Source organism: Dulcicalothrix desertica PCC 7102, assembly GCF_003991905.1.
Taxonomy (GTDB): domain Bacteria; phylum Cyanobacteriota; class Cyanobacteriia; order Cyanobacteriales; family Nostocaceae; genus Dulcicalothrix; species Dulcicalothrix desertica.
Map to the genome: position 1 here is coordinate 173,916 of NZ_RSCL01000021.1, position 15,349 is coordinate 189,264.

General features: G+C 40.7%; 18 protein-coding genes. 10 read left to right on the forward strand and 8 right to left on the reverse strand.

Features of this window, described 5'->3' with window-relative positions:
• The first annotated feature begins 37 nt into the window (after positions 1–37).
• On the forward strand, positions 38–1,390 hold the full coding sequence (accC, locus tag DSM106972_RS36230) for an acetyl-CoA carboxylase biotin carboxylase subunit (RefSeq protein WP_127085228.1): 1,353 nt from the start codon (positions 38–40) through the stop codon (positions 1,388–1,390).
• A gap of 68 nt (positions 1,391–1,458) precedes the next feature.
• Here the strand turns inward: accC and DSM106972_RS36235 are convergent, their stop codons facing one another.
• Positions 1,459–1,743, reverse strand: coding sequence for a YggT family protein (locus DSM106972_RS36235; RefSeq protein WP_073620033.1), 285 nt, complete (start codon positions 1,741–1,743; stop codon positions 1,459–1,461).
• A 165-nt stretch (positions 1,744–1,908) separates the two neighbouring features.
• Between DSM106972_RS36235 and psbX the strand changes: the two genes are divergently transcribed.
• From psbX to DSM106972_RS36255, 4 genes are all read left to right on the forward strand, one after another.
• The gene (gene psbX / locus DSM106972_RS36240) at positions 1,909–2,028 is read left to right on the forward strand and encodes a photosystem II reaction center X protein (protein ID WP_026093584.1); all 120 of its coding nucleotides are present in this window, start codon (positions 1,909–1,911) and stop codon (positions 2,026–2,028) included.
• A gap of 209 nt (positions 2,029–2,237) precedes the next feature.
• Entirely contained in the window at positions 2,238–3,185 is a 948-nt protein-coding gene (locus DSM106972_RS36245) for a Ycf66 family protein (RefSeq protein ID WP_127085229.1), read from the forward strand.
• A gap of 64 nt (positions 3,186–3,249) precedes the next feature.
• Positions 3,250–3,798, forward strand: a complete 549-nt coding sequence (locus DSM106972_RS36250) for a TolB family protein (protein WP_127085230.1) — start codon at positions 3,250–3,252, stop codon at positions 3,796–3,798.
• A gap of 39 nt (positions 3,799–3,837) precedes the next feature.
• The gene (locus tag DSM106972_RS36255) at positions 3,838–4,368 is read left to right on the forward strand and encodes a TolB family protein (RefSeq protein ID WP_127085231.1); all 531 of its coding nucleotides are present in this window, start codon (positions 3,838–3,840) and stop codon (positions 4,366–4,368) included.
• Between the two features lie 57 nt (positions 4,369–4,425).
• Here DSM106972_RS36255 and DSM106972_RS36260 read toward each other — a convergent pair whose 3' ends face one another.
• Positions 4,426–5,433 carry a succinate dehydrogenase/fumarate reductase iron-sulfur subunit gene (locus tag DSM106972_RS36260; RefSeq protein WP_127085232.1) on the reverse strand — a complete coding sequence of 336 codons (1,008 nt, stop codon included), beginning with the start codon at positions 5,431–5,433 and terminating at the stop codon, positions 4,426–4,428.
• A 377-nt stretch (positions 5,434–5,810) separates the two neighbouring features.
• Between DSM106972_RS36260 and DSM106972_RS51720 the strand changes: the two genes are divergently transcribed.
• From DSM106972_RS51720 to DSM106972_RS36270, 3 genes are all read left to right on the forward strand, one after another.
• Positions 5,811–5,975 (forward strand): hypothetical protein, encoded by a 165-nt coding sequence (locus tag DSM106972_RS51720; RefSeq protein WP_158632933.1) that lies wholly within the window; start codon positions 5,811–5,813, stop codon positions 5,973–5,975.
• A gap of 361 nt (positions 5,976–6,336) precedes the next feature.
• Positions 6,337–6,645: a hypothetical protein gene (locus tag DSM106972_RS36265; RefSeq protein WP_127085233.1), complete on the forward strand. Its 309-nt coding sequence runs from the start codon at positions 6,337–6,339 to the stop codon at positions 6,643–6,645.
• 119 nt (positions 6,646–6,764) lie between these two features.
• Positions 6,765–7,208, forward strand: coding sequence for an AbrB/MazE/SpoVT family DNA-binding domain-containing protein (locus tag DSM106972_RS36270; RefSeq protein WP_073620025.1), 444 nt, complete (start codon positions 6,765–6,767; stop codon positions 7,206–7,208).
• Positions 7,209–7,571: 363 nt separating this feature from the next.
• On the opposite strand, the gene DSM106972_RS36275 is transcribed toward DSM106972_RS36270, so the two are convergent.
• The 4 genes from DSM106972_RS36275 to DSM106972_RS36290 all read right to left on the reverse strand — a co-directional run bounded on the left by DSM106972_RS36275 (position 7,572) and on the right by DSM106972_RS36290 (position 10,758).
• The gene (locus DSM106972_RS36275) at positions 7,572–8,693 is read right to left on the reverse strand and encodes a geranylgeranyl reductase family protein (RefSeq protein ID WP_127085234.1); all 1,122 of its coding nucleotides are present in this window, start codon (positions 8,691–8,693) and stop codon (positions 7,572–7,574) included.
• A 153-nt stretch (positions 8,694–8,846) separates the two neighbouring features.
• A complete protein-coding gene (gene frr / locus DSM106972_RS36280; protein ID WP_127085235.1) occupies positions 8,847–9,395 on the reverse strand; it encodes a ribosome recycling factor in 549 nt (182 codons plus the stop codon).
• Positions 9,382–10,110 carry a UMP kinase gene (gene pyrH, locus DSM106972_RS36285; RefSeq protein ID WP_073620020.1) on the reverse strand — a complete coding sequence of 243 codons (729 nt, stop codon included), beginning with the start codon at positions 10,108–10,110 and terminating at the stop codon, positions 9,382–9,384. The genes frr and pyrH overlap by 14 nt, the downstream gene beginning before the upstream one ends.
• Before the next feature lie 93 nt (positions 10,111–10,203).
• Positions 10,204–10,758, reverse strand: a complete 555-nt coding sequence (locus DSM106972_RS36290; RefSeq protein ID WP_127085236.1) for a thioredoxin family protein — start codon at positions 10,756–10,758, stop codon at positions 10,204–10,206.
• A gap of 323 nt (positions 10,759–11,081) precedes the next feature.
• Between DSM106972_RS36290 and DSM106972_RS36295 the strand changes: the two genes are divergently transcribed.
• Together DSM106972_RS36295 and DSM106972_RS36300 are read left to right on the forward strand one after the other, a co-directional pair.
• Positions 11,082–12,671: a glycoside hydrolase family 57 protein gene (locus tag DSM106972_RS36295; protein ID WP_127085237.1), complete on the forward strand. Its 1,590-nt coding sequence runs from the start codon at positions 11,082–11,084 to the stop codon at positions 12,669–12,671.
• 325 nt (positions 12,672–12,996) lie between these two features.
• A complete protein-coding gene (locus DSM106972_RS36300; protein ID WP_158632934.1) occupies positions 12,997–13,647 on the forward strand; it encodes a PmeII family type II restriction endonuclease in 651 nt (216 codons plus the stop codon).
• A gap of 181 nt (positions 13,648–13,828) precedes the next feature.
• Here the strand turns inward: DSM106972_RS36300 and DSM106972_RS36305 are convergent, their stop codons facing one another.
• Together DSM106972_RS36305 and proB are read right to left on the reverse strand one after the other, a co-directional pair.
• Positions 13,829–14,170 (reverse strand): XisI protein, encoded by a 342-nt coding sequence (locus DSM106972_RS36305; RefSeq protein ID WP_127085239.1) that lies wholly within the window; start codon positions 14,168–14,170, stop codon positions 13,829–13,831.
• Between the two features lie 19 nt (positions 14,171–14,189).
• The gene (proB, locus tag DSM106972_RS36310) at positions 14,190–15,299 is read right to left on the reverse strand and encodes a glutamate 5-kinase (protein WP_127085240.1); all 1,110 of its coding nucleotides are present in this window, start codon (positions 15,297–15,299) and stop codon (positions 14,190–14,192) included.
• Positions 15,300–15,349 lie beyond the last annotated feature (50 nt).

Here is a 15,349-nt window from a genome sequence, read left to right on the forward strand (position 1 = left end):
TGTAGGTCTATTTATTCAATCTTGTTGAAGCTAAAAGATGAAGTTTGACAAAATATTAATTGCTAATCGAGGAGAAATAGCGTTGCGCGTTCTCCGGGCTTGTGAGGAGATGGGGATTGCGACGATTGCTGTTCATTCTACGGTTGACCGCAATGCGCTGCATGTTCAACTTGCAGATGAAGCGGTTTGTATCGGGGAACCTGCTAGTGCTAAAAGTTATTTGAATATACCTAATATTATTGCGGCAGCTTTGACTAGGGGAGCCTCTGCGATTCATCCTGGTTATGGTTTTCTGTCAGAGAATGCACGCTTTGCTGAAATTTGTACTGACCATAAAATTGCATTTATTGGCCCATCTCCAGAATCAATTCGGTTGATGGGAGATAAGTCAACGGCGAAAGAAACGATGCAGCGTGCTTCTGTGCCAACAGTTCCAGGAAGTGATGGGTTAGTCGAATCTGAAAGTGAGGGGTTAGCAATTGCACGAAAAATTGGCTACCCTGTCATGATTAAAGCTACCGCTGGAGGTGGTGGACGTGGTATGCGATTGGTACATTCAGAAAGCGAATTTGTCAAACTATATTTAGCAGCACAAGGAGAAGCAGGCGCCGCATTTGGTAACTCTGGTGTTTATATAGAAAAATTCGTTGAACGTCCTCGTCACATTGAGTTTCAAATCTTAGCAGATAACTACGGCAATGTAGTACATTTATTTGAGCGTGACTGTTCGATTCAACGTCGTAATCAAAAGCTATTAGAAGAAGCTCCCAGTCCTGCCTTAGACCCCGAACTACGCGAAAAAATGGGACAAGCTGCTATCAAAGCTGCTCAATTTATTAATTACAGCGGCGCCGGAACCATTGAATTTTTGCTTGACCGTTCGGGACAATTTTACTTCATGGAAATGAACACCCGTATTCAAGTCGAACACCCTGTAACAGAAATGATTACTGGTGTTGATTTAGTGGTAGAGCAAATACGTATAGCTCAAGGAGAAAGACTAAAATTTACACAAGACCAAATATTACTTCGAGGTCATTCAATAGAATGCCGTATAAACGCTGAAGACCCAGACCACGATTTTCGTCCGGCGCCAGGTCGTATTAGTGGCTACCTTCCACCAGGTGGACCAGGTGTAAGAATCGACTCTCACGTTTATACCGACTACCAAATACCCCCTTATTATGATTCGCTCATTGGTAAATTAATCGTATGGGGTCCCGACCGTCCAACAGCCATAACCCGAATGAAGCGCGCGCTGCGTGAATGCGCTATCACCGGACTGCCCACAACAATAGGATTCCATCAAAAAATTATGGAAACACCACAATTCCTCAAAGGTGAGGTATACACTAACTTTGTCCAAGAAATGAACGAAGCAAAACCTTAAATAAGTTAGGAGTGAGGAGTGAGGAGTTAGGAGTTTTTTGTCACTCAGCACTCAGCACTCAGCACTTTCTAACTCATCATCGTCAACAACCCTTGCTGTCCAAGTAAAATCTCGCGTATTAAGCTAACGATACCCACCCAAATAATGGGGGTAATATCCACCCCACCAATCGGTGGGACAATTTTGCGCGTTGGAATCAAGAAAATTTCAGTTGGCAGCGCTACTAGATTAAATGGAAAGCGCTTTAAGTCTACTTGTGGGTACCACGTCAGGACTATACGGAAAATAAACAGAAAAATCATTAGTCCTAACAACGGACCAAGTATCAAAGTTGTAATATCTACAGGTGTCATAGGTTGTATACTGAATAACCTTAAGCTTTGTTAAGACTTCTTTCATCTTAACGCGAAGGTGAAATGGGCAAAACTCATACAGTTAATTTCTTTTACTCCTTTTCAAGTACGCTATACACTATTAGAATTGTTAGTAAGTATGTAATAAAAGGCTGGTTTAAAGTTATGACACCTTCTTTAGCAAATTTTCTTTGGAGTCTACTTGCTGGTACATTGATTGTCGTCGTTCCCGCAACCGTGGGATTGATATTTGTCAGCCAAAAAGATAAAATCCAGCGCGGCTAGAATTTTGAGAGTCAGCGTGACTCTTAAAATTGTCTCAAGTGTTGACAGATTCTACTTTCCCCTAATTTTGGAAAAAATCTTCTAAAATTAGGGGAAAGTCCTGTATCTAATCATGATGTCTCTTGTACATATATTGTTATTGTGATTTGTTAGAGTAGAGTTTTTAATATTAAGCCGCTAACATAGATTTTGAGATTAGGTAAAAGATAATGCTAATTTTTGGGCTGACAAGCGCCAGTGTTCTGGCTCAGGTAAATGTAGGCGCCACCCCAGCTACTTTTTTAGGGATTTTCCTGGCTGTTGCTGGGGCAGCTCTCTATTTCATTCGTAACGTTAAACCAGAATTAGCCCGCGACCACGATATATTTTTCGCGGCAGTTGGTTTGCTTTGCGGGTTTATATTAATATTTCAAGGTTGGCGCCTTGACCCGATTTTGCAATTTGGTCAATTAATGCTTGTAGGGTCAACGGTGTTTTTTGCTTATGAGAGTATTCGTTTGCGAAGTATTGCAACCGAACAAGCAAAGCGCAACACACCAATTGTTGACGAAGACCGTCCTGTTAGTAAAAACTACGGAAGTTATCGTAGAACTTCTAAAGCTGAACGAGTAGACATGGACTTAGAGCCACTTCCTTATTATGAGGACGACGAATATCAAGAACGTCCTCGAATTCGTGGTAGTAATCCCGAACGGCGCCCTAGAAGCGGTTACGATGATTATCAAGATTCGGACGTAGATTCTTCACGTCGTACATCGCGTCGCAGTAGTAACGATAGAAATGATTTAACTACCGATAAACCCGCTCGGAAGAGAACATCTCGTACAGAAGGTCGTACTTCCCCAAGGTTTGATGATGACGATTGGAATTCTTCAAGCTCCTCAAGGGGCAATAACGAAGATTGGGATAGCCCAGCTAGCGAAGAACGTAGAACTTCACGTCGTGGCAGCAGTTCCGAACGTCCAGAAACTCGTTCCAACGATGATGTTGCACCAACGAGACCTAGACGCAGAAGACCTTCTTCAGAAGGAGCGCGTTCAGATAATTTCGATATAGATGAATCAATACCGACTGCTGATTATACACCGCTTGAGCAACCAAAAGAAAGACCAGAGCGACCAACCAAGTTTGATGATGACGATTTGCCAATGAGCTAGTAATATTACACTGACCTGTTTTAATTTAAATAGGTGAGCGTGAACCCGATGGAAAATAGTTAAGGTGAAAAAACTTACACCTAAATGGCTCCAAAATAAAATCTATTGGAGTCTACTTTTTAGTTTAGTCGTTACTTCTTGTAGTTCTGACAATATTCCTATAGGTCCGACATCGCTCAACAGTCGTTTTACCGAAGAACAACCAGCGTTGAGCGGTAACGGACGTTTTTTAGCGTTTATTTCAAACCGTAACGGCGCCCATCAACTACTAGTATACGATTTGCAACAGCAAGAATTCTTTCGTATCCCACGTTTAACCCGACCCGATACAATTATTGAGAGTCCGAGTTTAAGCTACACAGGACGTTATGTTGCTTATATTACAAGCGACCAAGGTAGACCCGTTATTGGACTATACGACCGTGCTGCCCAACAGTCGCAGATTCTCACCCCAATTTATCGCGGCTGGGTGCGTAATCCTAACATTAGTCCAGATGGGCGATATGTAGTATTTGAAACTAGCGCACGCGGTCAATGGGATATTGAAGTACTCGACCGAGGTCCAAATATTGAATTAGATATTCCAAATGGGGCGCCAATCAATCCACCCTAACATCACCCTAATGTATGGCTAGTATGGCTACATGAAAGCATGACAAATAAATCTATTTTTATACCCTTATTGTTAAGCCTAGGCTTTTTAGGTGGATGTGGTGGATATCCACGTATATTAACCTATCCTTTTGACCCAGGTGGCAGAGGTCTAAATAGTTTTGCTTCAGAATTAAATCCTCAAATATCAGGTAGATACATCGTTTTCACTAGCGACCGTAGAGGCAGTCAAGATGTATACATGTTTGATACAGCTACACGCTTCTTAATCGATTTACCAGGCTTAAATTCATTTGATACAATTACCTCACATCCTAGCGTTACAGAAAGCGGTCGCTACATCGTATTTGCCGCAAGTCGTCAAGGTAGGTCAGGTATATTTATTTACGATAGAGAAACGCGACAATCACGCAATTTAACGACAAATTTGCAGGCAGAAATTCGCAATCCTACTATTAGCGCAGATGGTAGTAGAATTGCTTTCGAGACAACAGTAAACGGTCAATGGGACATATTAGTGTACGACCGAGCATCAGGACAACCCCTAAACATCCCCCAAGACCCAAGGTAAGAGAGTGCTGAGTGATGAGTGCTGAGTGCTGAGTAATTTTTTATAACTCCGCGCCTCCTAACTTTCTTCTTTTTTCACTGCCTCAATTAAAGAACGAACTTGTTGTGTTCCTTCAGATGGCTCAAATTTGAGGGGAAATTTTCCACGCTTAAGCATTCGTAGTCCTAAAGGAGCAATACTCAATAAACCATTGAGGTCTTGAAATTGATTCCCAACTACTTGTAACCCAAATTTACGCTCATCAATCCAACCACCGTTTTTGACTAAATCAATTAAAACTTTACGGTGACGAATTGAGCGACCATCGCTTTTTTGTTTCCGCTCTAGAATTTCTTGTTTAATTTTAGTGATTTGATCTAAAGGAGCAACATCCATTGGACAAACGGAGTTGCAGTTATAACAACGAGTACACCCCCAAACACCTTTACTATCTTCGTTATAATTTTCTAACCTATTTTCAGTGTTGTTATCGCGTGAGTCTGCTACCATTCGATATGCTTTTGCCAGTGCGTGAGGTCCTACAAAATTTTGATTCACCTCGCGCGCATTACATTCTGAGTAACAAGCGCCACACATAATACAATTACCAGTTTGGTCAAGAAGTGCGCGTTCGGATGGTGTTTGTAAAAATTCACGTTCTGGTACTTGTCGTCCAGCAGTACTAACGTATGGTGCCACAGCTTCAAGATTGTCCCAAAAAGGGTTCATATCAACTATTAAATCTTTAATAACAGGCATATTACCCAGAGGCGCCACTGTTAAAACTGGTTTGCCCTCGTAAGTATTTGTTGTAGCTGTATTTTCATATGATGATTTTAAGAACTCAATCTCGCTGCCAACATTTTCTTTACAAGCCAAAGCCGAACGTCCGTTGATTCTAAGAGCACAACTACCGCAAATAGTGTTACGGCAATTCTTACGGAATGCTAGAGTTCCATCTTGCTCCCACTTAATTTTATTAAGGCAGTCGAGGATTGTATTTCCAGGCTCGGTTTCCACCAAATAATCCTGCACCGAAGGCTTGGAGTTCGGTTTTTGTCGAATAATTTTAAAGATAACTTCCATATACACAAATCCTATATATCGTATTTAACTCGGTTAATATCTATTACACACCGCAGTGGCTATTATTCTCACTCAGCATCATCAATCCCTGCTCTTTAGTACTGAAGAGCCGCAAATGTCTTGATTACAGCACACTTAAGATGAAAGGCGCGGCACCTCCAATTGGTCTGAACATCTTCCAAGTATAACCATTAAATCTAAATCCATATGCTCAGAATCTGATTCAATTACATAAGCGTAATATCCAAGACACTACAACTTATAAGAGTTGGTTGGGCGCTCCACAGGCAATATTAAGCAGCTATAACAAGCAAACCAACCACGACCTACCCGTGGCTCACGTAACCTCAAATATGTAAATATGTTCAAACACGTATTTGACGCGAACATCAACACCTTACCGTAAGGTTGTAGTTGTTGGATATATAGAATTGTTAAATTGTCTTGCCTCCAAGTCAACACCTCATCCAATACCCAAGAATTTAGCCTTCGCTGATTCTCATGTTGCCGAAATATGTAAGGCATCGGATGGTGAATTTTGATTTCTTGAGTAGCCAATACTCACCCTAAAGGTAGAAATTTATATGTAAAGTGTATCGTAAATTTAATTCTAAATTAAATAAATATTTTGCTATTATTAGTCCATGCTAGTATTTAATATAAAATAACGGAGTGACAAATCGAGTGTAAATCGCCCTGACTGTGCGAATATTACTGCTTTGTTTATTCGTAATTGTAAAGACGTGAAAATATCGTCTTTACATGTACGAGAAAAAGGTGTATAACCTCAATACCCTCGATATATACTATGCACTGTTCGCTCTTGAACTGAGTTAATGAATGCGCGCATTCTAAAACTTGTTTCTTGATTTGGGTAAGTGCAGTCGTTAAAAGCCTGTCCATGTGCAAGTCTATAACATAGCTGTTATAGAACATGAGCAGGTATCGAATCTTGATGAGCCAAATTTTCCTGAATGTAATTCTGGAACTCAACGCTCCCCTCCTCACAATCTTTCAGCCACCGATTTTACCTTTGTTGGCTTGAAGTCAAATTGCCACATCAATGCCAGTCGTAGAAAAGAATTCTCTGACCGATGGCGAATGATGGTTACAAATGCCGTAATATTACCGCGTTTCAAACCTGCTGATATTTTTGAACTCTCTTTGTGTGAGGGAAACCTTCACCGCAGAAAGTCTCAAAGTTCTTCATAAGCAGGAATCTGCCGTAACCCCTGGATATGAGCCGCCGTGCAAATAAAATTGGCTCAATATGTGGTATTTCATTACCCAGTTAAAACGTTTGGAGACCTTTATAGGATAATTTGAATCGAATGAGTGAAACAGCTACCGCGCCATTAACCGGAAAAGCCCTGCTTGCTAAAGTCAAAGAGCTTTCAACTTTACCAAGACGAGAAAGAGCTAAACAATGTGGCTATTACACCACTACTAAAGGTGGTCAAGTACGAGTTAACTTGACTGATTTTTACGACGCTTTGCTATCGGCTCGAGGAATTCCTTTGAGTCCAGAATCTCCCAAAGATGGTCGTGGTCGTGAACCTACGTACCGTGTTAGTGTCCATCAAAACGGTCAAATTGTTATTGGTGCAACATATACCAAAGCAATGGGTTTAGAGCCTGGTGATGAGTTTGAAATTAAGCTTGGATACAAACATATTCATCTGATTCAAGTTGACGGCGATAAAAAGAGTTCCCAGTTAGAGGACTCAGATATCGATGACGAAGATGAAGATGAAGACGAAGATGACGAAGAGTAAATTTTCAGCAATAGAGTTAATCAACTAGTTTTAACCACAGGCTTACAAACTGTATCGTGTTATAAACGGCACTCTATTGCCGAAATTTTCGCTATCTTAAATTTAGACGATTGATACATTCCCGACACATTTAATACGCACGTTGGGAATGAGTACAAAAAATTCAATGTTACTTTTAGCAGCTAGAGTCATATCTGGCTGCTTTGATTTTGCTCTTACTTAATCCCAAATATTCTTTATAAAAATAAAAATCAACAAAATTAATTATAAATAATCACATTGCATCTAGCTTCTTATTAACACTCTAATATCAAGTTAATAGATGTAGGTTGGGTACAACCCAACCCCAAAAACTACAAATTTTTAACTACCGCTAAAAGGAGTTAAACGTTTAATCGCACGACCAGCAACATCTCTATAACGTAGTTGTCCGCAAAGAATTTTGCCCATCAATTGTGGACCACTTGGACGTTTAACACCCAGGTTATAACCAACGTGAGGCAGACGGTAGAAAAGACTTGCTATTTTTGAAGCCCACGCCATATCGGCGCCCCATTCAGAATTCATAATATTGGAGTAATTTTCTAGTGCGTTGATATCACCACTAAGAGCATCATCGATGGCATCACTAGCTTTGAGTCCGCTAAAAATTGACGGACGAATACCTTCAGCAGTCATTGGGTCAACAACACAAGCAGCTTCACCAGCTAAAACAGCATTAGTCGTGTGAAGAGTTTGTTCACCGTTCCATAAACACAGAGCATGACCATACTGTTTACACGTACTAACATTCAAATTAAAGCTCTTGCCGTATTCGTCAACGATTTTTTTAAAGTTTTGTGCTTGCCCACCAATAAAAGTACCTACACCAATCGAATAACCATCAGCTTTCGGAAAATTCCACGCATACCCGTTTTTTACAATGCCAAATTCTAGGTCTATGACATTTTTTCTTTCAACAATAGCAGGCGCCTCAGCTTCTAAAGCACCAGCTAGACGACGTAACCTATCTTTAAAACCAAGCCATTTTGCCATTGGTCCAAAGGCGCCATCAGCAGCGATAATATAGCGACCCTGGAAACATCCATTTTTAGTATTAACTTCCCAGTAATCACTTTTAAATTCAATACCCGTTACTTCGGTGTTATCGCGCAGTTCAGCGCCTTGCTTTTGAGCCTGCTGAATAATAAAATGGTCGAATACATCACGGCGAACCAACCATACTGGCTCTGGTGTTTGTAGTTCAACCTCAATAACATCATCCATTTTCCAAGTAAAGCGAATTGTATCAGCTTTAACCGAAATCGCTGGACTAAAATCAAAGTCAAACCATTCAGCGATCTGAGGAGATACTCCACCACCACAAGGTTTATACCGTGGTAAAGATTCTTTTTCTATAACTAATACCGAACGTCCCCTCTTGCTTAAATGATACGCAGCAGTTCCACCCGCAGGTCCGGCACCGACGATTATACAGTCATACATAAAATTTTATACCTACCTGAATAAAGTCTTATCAATAAGAAAGCAAAGCTTAAAAAGGGGTAAGAGGAAAAAAGCAAAGGAACAAACATCCTTCACCCTTCTCCTTTTACCCCGTCCAACAGCCCAAAGTATTAACGACTAACCGAGTTAGAGCTAGACAGTAGTAATGTCTTTTTCTTTCTCCGCCAGTAAATCGTTAATTTTAGCAGTATATTTGTCTGTTAGTTTTTGTAGTTTGTCTTGTAAATCGCGAGATTCATCCTCAGATATTTCTGATGCCTTTTCTTGCTTGCGAATCGACTCAACGCCATCACGACGAATATTACGAATTGCAACGCGCCCTTCTTCGGCATATTTAGCTGCAATTTTGACAAATTCTTTCCGCCGTTCGGTCGTTAATTGCGGAATATTCAGGCGAATCACCGAACCATCGTTACTGGGTGTTAAACCCACATCCGACATTGAAATTGCCTTTTCGATGAGAGTTAGTGTGTTTCTATCGTAAGGCTGAATTAAAATAGTTGTCGCATCTGGAGTACTAATGTTCGCAAGCGATTTCAAAGATGTAGGCGTACCGTAATACTCTACAGAAATTCTGTCGAGTAAACTTGAATTCGCGCGCCCAGTGCGAATAGTATTGAAAGACCGTAGCGTTGATTCAACGGTCTTTTGCATGGTACTCTCAGCGTCAGCTAACTTCACAAGAACCTCCCACAAGCGTTCCAATCGATTCTCCCACAACTGCGCGGTAAATATTACCACTAGTGGTTAGATCAAAGACGAGAATCGGAATATTATTCTCCTTACATAAGGCTATCGCGGTACTGTCCATTACTCGCAAATCTTTTGCCAAAACGTGAGAATAAGTCAAAGTCTTATAGCGTTTGGCGTCAGGTACTTTCATCGGGTCAGCATCATAAATACCGTCTACTTTTGTAGCCTTAAAAATGACTTCTGCCTCAATTTCAGCCGCGCGTAGTGCCGCAGCAGTGTCGGTGGTAAAAAATGGGTTTCCAGAACCGGCGCCAAAAATAACCACCCGTCCTTTTTCTAGATGACGGATGGCACGACGGCGTATATAAGGTTCTGCTAGTTCTTGCATAGCAATAGCCGTTAAAACTCTTGTCTGTACTCCTATACGTTCGAGGGAGTCTTGGAGTGTCATGGCGTTCATTACCGTGGCAATCATGCCAATGTAGTCAGCGGTTGCTCTGTCCATTCCTGCCGACGCGGCTTTGACACCTCTAAATATATTGCCCCCCCCTACGACAATAGCGAGTTGAACACCTGTGGCTACTACCTCTGCTACTTCTTGTCCTATGTTCTTGACCACTTCGGGGTCAATTCCATAACCCATGTTGCCCATTAGGGCTTCACCGCTCAGTTTAAGTAAAACCCGTCGGTAATGTGTACCCATGAAGTTTCGTTTTATTTCAAAGAAAAAAAGTTGTAATTTCCTCCAATTTAAGATAGCAGTATGACGACAATATGTCTCTACTTGTGACAAATTTTAGTCACGCCAAATAATTTTTGTGCCGATTGGCTCAGTTTCTGTAATATCTATATTATTGTTACCAAACAGTGACGCTATCGCGCTTCTAAGATATCGTACCTGCACTGCTTCCGGGTTTTCCGGGTTGTCGTCTATTTGCCCACGATATCGTACTCTTCCTTCAGAATCTATTAAAAAACACATTGGCGTAGTCATGGCGCCAAAACTGCGAGTTACATCTTGCGTTGAGTCCCATAGGTAGGGAAAGTTAAGTTCATGCTTCTGGGCAAAACCTTTCATCCGGTCAAAACTTTGCACTAAGTCTTGGTTCGCAGCGCTGCCATTTACGCCAATAAGCGTAAACCCAAAGCTTGAAAACTCTTGTTGAATTTGTTTCAACCGTTCCAGGTAATGTCCAACATAAGGGCAGTAGTTGCACATCAAAACGACGCCAACTGCGTGGAACTTTTCGAGATAACGACTGAGATGATGAACCTGCCCGTCAATACCTGGCAGTTCAAAATCTGGTGCGTAGCTTCCTATCGGAGTATCAGTTGTTAAGCGCGTTTTCATTTTCCCCTGGCTTCAAGGAACTAGGAACAAAAATTTGGTTTAATGAACATGTCATGCGACCGCATCGAACCGCTTTTTGCTGTAAATGCTTGATATTCGACCATTTTATAAACCTATCTACACCACCGACCGCCGCGAAACTACTGAAATTATCCTTTCTCAGATTTATTCTTATTTTGTGAAAATAAAGTCTTAAAATATTGTTAACTTATGCCACGGTGCTTGTGAGCGATCAGGGAGGAGATGCTCTACTTTGAGATTCATCACTCGATCCGTTGGCACACCCCAACCGTCAAAAACACATACTATCTCCGGAATAATCTATGTCAATCGGCTATGTTGCGCTCGTTCTCCACGCACACCTGCCCTTCGTTCGTCACCCAGAAAGCGACTACGTGCTAGAAGAGGAATGGCTGTATGAAGCAATTACAGAAACATACGTACCTTTATTAAAAGTATTTGAAGGGTTAAAGCGGGACGGGATTGACTTTAAAATTACGATGAGCATGACACCACCTTTAGTGTCAATGTTACGTGACCCTTTATTACAAGAACGTTACGATGCCCATTTAGCGCAGCTAGAAGAGCTTATCGAGTTAGAAATCGAGCATAACGCCCACAACGGTCATATCAAATATCTCGGAGAACATTACGCCAAAGAATTTAGTGAAACACGCCTTATTTGGGAGCGTCATCAAGGAGACTTAGTAACCGCGTTCAAAGAATTTCAAGACTCAGGCAACCTCGAAATTATTACTTGCGGCGCCACTCACGGGTACTTACCATTAATGAAAATGTACCCCCAAGCAGTGTGGGCACAACTTCAAGTCGCATGTGAACACTACGAAGAAACATTTGGACAACCACCAAGAGGAATTTGGTTGCCAGAATGTGCGTACTATGAAGGTTTAGAGCGAATGCTTGCCGACGTTGGCTTGCGTTACTTCCTAATCGACGGACACGGCATTTTATACGCACGTCCCCGTCCCCGATATGGTACTTATGCTCCAATATTTACCGAAACAGGGGTAGCAGCATTCGGTCGTGACCACGAATCATCGCAACAAGTTTGGTCTTCTGAAGTCGGTTATCCCGGCGCCGCAGAATACCGTGAATTTTATAAAGACCTAGGATGGGAAGCGGAATATGAGTACATCAAGCCGTTTATAATGCCAAACGGTCAGCGTAAAAATACTGGAATTAAATATCATAAAATTACAGGACGTGGACTAGGGCTATCGGATAAAGCTTTGTATGACCCTTACTGGGCAAGAGAAAAAGCCGCAGACCACGCAGCCAACTTCATGTATAACCGTGAACGACAAACAGAGCATTTACACGGAATAATGGGGCGCCCGCCAATAATAGTTTCGCCCTACGACGCCGAACTATTTGGTCACTGGTGGTACGAAGGCCCCTGGTTTATAGATTACCTATTCCGTAAATCATGGTACGACCAACAAACCTATAAAATGACACACCTCGCCGACTACTTACGTGCAGAACCGTCACAACAAGTTTGTCGTCCCTCACAATCAAGCTGGGGTTATAAAGGCTTTCACGAATATTGGTTAAACGAAACCAATGCGTGGATTTACCCCCATCTCCATAAAACAGCCGAACGCATGATAGAAATATCAACAATAGAGCCAGAAGACGAACTTCAATGGCGCGCGCTTAACCAAGCCGCACGAGAATTACTCTTAGCACAATCATCCGACTGGGCATTTATCATGCGAACCGGAACAATGGTACCCTACGCAGTACGAAGAACACGTTCTCACGTTATGCGCTTCAACAAACTTTACGAAGACATAAAAATCGGCAAAATAGACAGCGGTTGGCTAGAAAAAGTCGAACTAATGGACAACATCTTCCCCAACATCAACTACCGCACCTACCGCCCCCTATAACCCCCTTGTAGCACAGCCTTCCCAGGCTGTGCATTGTGTTTAATTCTCATTACCACAGAGACACAGAGTTCACAGAGAAAAGATTTATCAAAACTTATGTTAGCTCTTGTTCCTCGGCGCCAACCTACAAAGATAAGGGTAAGGTGGGTATTGCTCACCCTTATAATGGGCAATTTGAGCATCTTCTTCGCACTGACTTATGTACATTTCTATTTTCATAAGTTATAACTGACACAAAATATGTTCAAACATTAGCTAGTTATATACCTTCCTAGCTAAATTTGTTATGGATAGCTATTGAATAACAGTTAAAAGGAGAGTAGATTTGGCATTATCAAGCACAATAAAAGGTGAGATAAGTGAATATCTAGAAAGTTTGATACCCAGCGTTATAATTTCTCTAAATAAACTTACATTAAAAGACATTCTTTATCATAAAAATCCTTTAATAAGAGAAATCTTCTACGATAATCCCAAAGAATTTATTTCATTTTTCGTGATGGAAAGGGTTGAACGTTCATTTGTTACTACAATGGATAACGTTATCGAAAATATAGTTGAAATCTTAGTCAAAAGCCAAGGTGGAGAAATTGTAGGTACAAAAAAAGATTGGAAACCTTATGATTTAAAGTTTCGTTTGCCAGATGGAAAAGAATACTGGCTAGAAATAAAATCAATACTAGAACAAAATAATAGTAATAAAAGAAGCATAACAACTTATAAAGATAATGCTGCTGAACATGGCAAAGAATTTCGCTTATGTATTTATTATCCAACTAAATTAACAAGTAAAGAACCACATATCCTTATAGGTAAAGAATTTTGGAGCTTCGTAGGTGGACATGATAACACACAGTCAGAAGTTTTTAACTTAATAAGATACACAGCAAAAAACTTTTCTTTTAAAGATTTAATTGACAGTCGAACAGAACTCCTTCTTGAAGAGTATATGGCAGCTAGTTTACCTTCCTCATAATGCAACTTTTGTTTTTTTGTAAATATTTTTGTAACTTTAGATTTAAACTAGTTATTAATTTACTGGTAGTCATAAAATTACCAACTTACAATTCTATATATTGTTTCCGACTTCGAGAAAATAATCGGGAATCTGTTTATTGATTTTTTATAAAACAAATGTCTCCTGATAGTTTGTAATATCAAGCCACCGCAAAATCTGTATATTCTCTCATTTTTTGCTTATGGAATGCCAGTACAATATCCTCTTTCGGTACACCTTGACGAACTAAATCGTTTGCAATACCTTCCTCCGTCAAATCTTCTTCTATCCAGAATTTACCATTATTGATTCGGATATAAACCGTCATACCAGCAACACGTTCACTTTTTTGCCAGCCAAGATTCATCCAAATATAATGACCTTTCATATCATCCGCTATTAAAAATGTTTCAATGTTATTATTACCATAGCGATTGGACAATTCTATATATTCAGACAAGATATTTTTGATAATTTTTGGGTACTCGGTTAATTTATCCATTGTGTAACCTTTAGCTATACTAAATCAAAACTAAATTATCACGATGTACAACAGTTTCGGCGCCCTCATACCCTAAAATCTCTCTAATTTCTCTAGAATGGCGCCCACGAATCTTTTGCAATTCATTACTACTATAATTCACTAATCCCCGCGCTATTTCATTCCCATCCCCATCAAATATCCCTACAGCTTCTTGCGTATCAAATTCACCTTTTACTTCAGTAATACCCGCAGCAAGTAGAGATTTTCCTCCATCAGAAATTGCTGTAGCGGCGCCATTATCTAAATAAAGCTTACCCAATGGAACTAAACCATAAGCTATCCAGCGTTTGCGCGCTCCTGTTGGTTCCGGTTGTGGTTCAAACTGAGTACCAATAGACTCACCATTAATAATTTTGCTTATATTATGAGGGTATTGTCCTTGTGTAATTACTGTCCGTACTCCTGCTGCTGTAGCAATGCGAGCCGCAGAAATTTTTGTTACCATTCCCCCCGTTCCCCACTGCGAACCTTGACCACCTGTTTGAACTTGCATAGCCGTCAGTTCTTTTATACTGTTTACCAAACTAATTGGTTTAGCATCAGGTACAGAGCGAGGGTCTGCGGAATATAATTTATCTACATCTGTAAGCAAAAACAGCCAATCAGCTTCAACTAAACTAGCAACAAGTGCAGAAAGAGTATCATTATCACCAAACTTCAACTCTTCAACAGCAACAGTATCATTCTCATTCACGATAGGAATAACACCAAGTTCGAGTAACTCCCGAAACGTATTGTAAACATTTAAATATCTACTACGCTGCACCAAATCACTACGAGTTAAAAGTACTTGAGCAATAGGTTGTTGCAACGTCGTAAACAAATCATCATAAACCCTCATCAGGCGCCCTTGTCCAACAGCAGCAACAGCTTGTTTTAGGGCAATACTTTTTGGACGTTCGGTTAAACCTAAACGCGCACTTCCCACTCCTACGGCGCCACTCGATACAAGAATAACTCTATGTCCTTTCGAGCGCAGTTGTGAAAGCACTTCAGCTAATGTAGCAATAGTAGATAGCGCTAATAATCCTGTTTCAGGTTGAGTAAGACTAGAAGTTCCAATTTTAATAACTAGAGTCTGAGGCATCTTATATATCGTAGAGGCAGTTTAACAAATATCCTAAAACAGCACGCAAC

Excerpts from the sequence above, each read along its gene's own strand:
- DSM106972_RS36235 (WP_073620033.1), bottom strand. The coding sequence starts at position 1,743 with ATGACACCTGTAGATATTACAACTTTGATACTTGGTCCGTTGTTAGGA.
- DSM106972_RS36245 (WP_127085229.1), top strand. The coding sequence starts at position 2,238 with ATGCTAATTTTTGGGCTGACAAGCGCCAGTGTTCTGGCTCAGGTAAAT.
- DSM106972_RS36295 (WP_127085237.1), top strand. The coding sequence starts at position 11,082 with ATGTCAATCGGCTATGTTGCGCTCGTTCTCCACGCACACCTGCCCTTC.
- DSM106972_RS36260 (WP_127085232.1), bottom strand. The coding sequence starts at position 5,433 with ATGGAAGTTATCTTTAAAATTATTCGACAAAAACCGAACTCCAAGCCT.
- DSM106972_RS36305 (WP_127085239.1), bottom strand. The coding sequence starts at position 14,170 with ATGGATAAATTAACCGAGTACCCAAAAATTATCAAAAATATCTTGTCT.
- pyrH (WP_073620020.1), bottom strand. The coding sequence starts at position 10,110 with ATGGGTACACATTACCGACGGGTTTTACTTAAACTGAGCGGTGAAGCC.
- accC (WP_127085228.1), top strand. The coding sequence starts at position 38 with ATGAAGTTTGACAAAATATTAATTGCTAATCGAGGAGAAATAGCGTTG.
- proB (WP_127085240.1), bottom strand. The coding sequence starts at position 15,299 with ATGCCTCAGACTCTAGTTATTAAAATTGGAACTTCTAGTCTTACTCAA.
- DSM106972_RS36255 (WP_127085231.1), top strand. The coding sequence starts at position 3,838 with ATGACAAATAAATCTATTTTTATACCCTTATTGTTAAGCCTAGGCTTT.
- DSM106972_RS36290 (WP_127085236.1), bottom strand. The coding sequence starts at position 10,758 with ATGAAAACGCGCTTAACAACTGATACTCCGATAGGAAGCTACGCACCA.
- DSM106972_RS36275 (WP_127085234.1), bottom strand. The coding sequence starts at position 8,693 with ATGTATGACTGTATAATCGTCGGTGCCGGACCTGCGGGTGGAACTGCT.
- psbX (WP_026093584.1), top strand. The coding sequence starts at position 1,909 with ATGACACCTTCTTTAGCAAATTTTCTTTGGAGTCTACTTGCTGGTACA.
- DSM106972_RS36270 (WP_073620025.1), top strand. The coding sequence starts at position 6,765 with ATGAGTGAAACAGCTACCGCGCCATTAACCGGAAAAGCCCTGCTTGCT.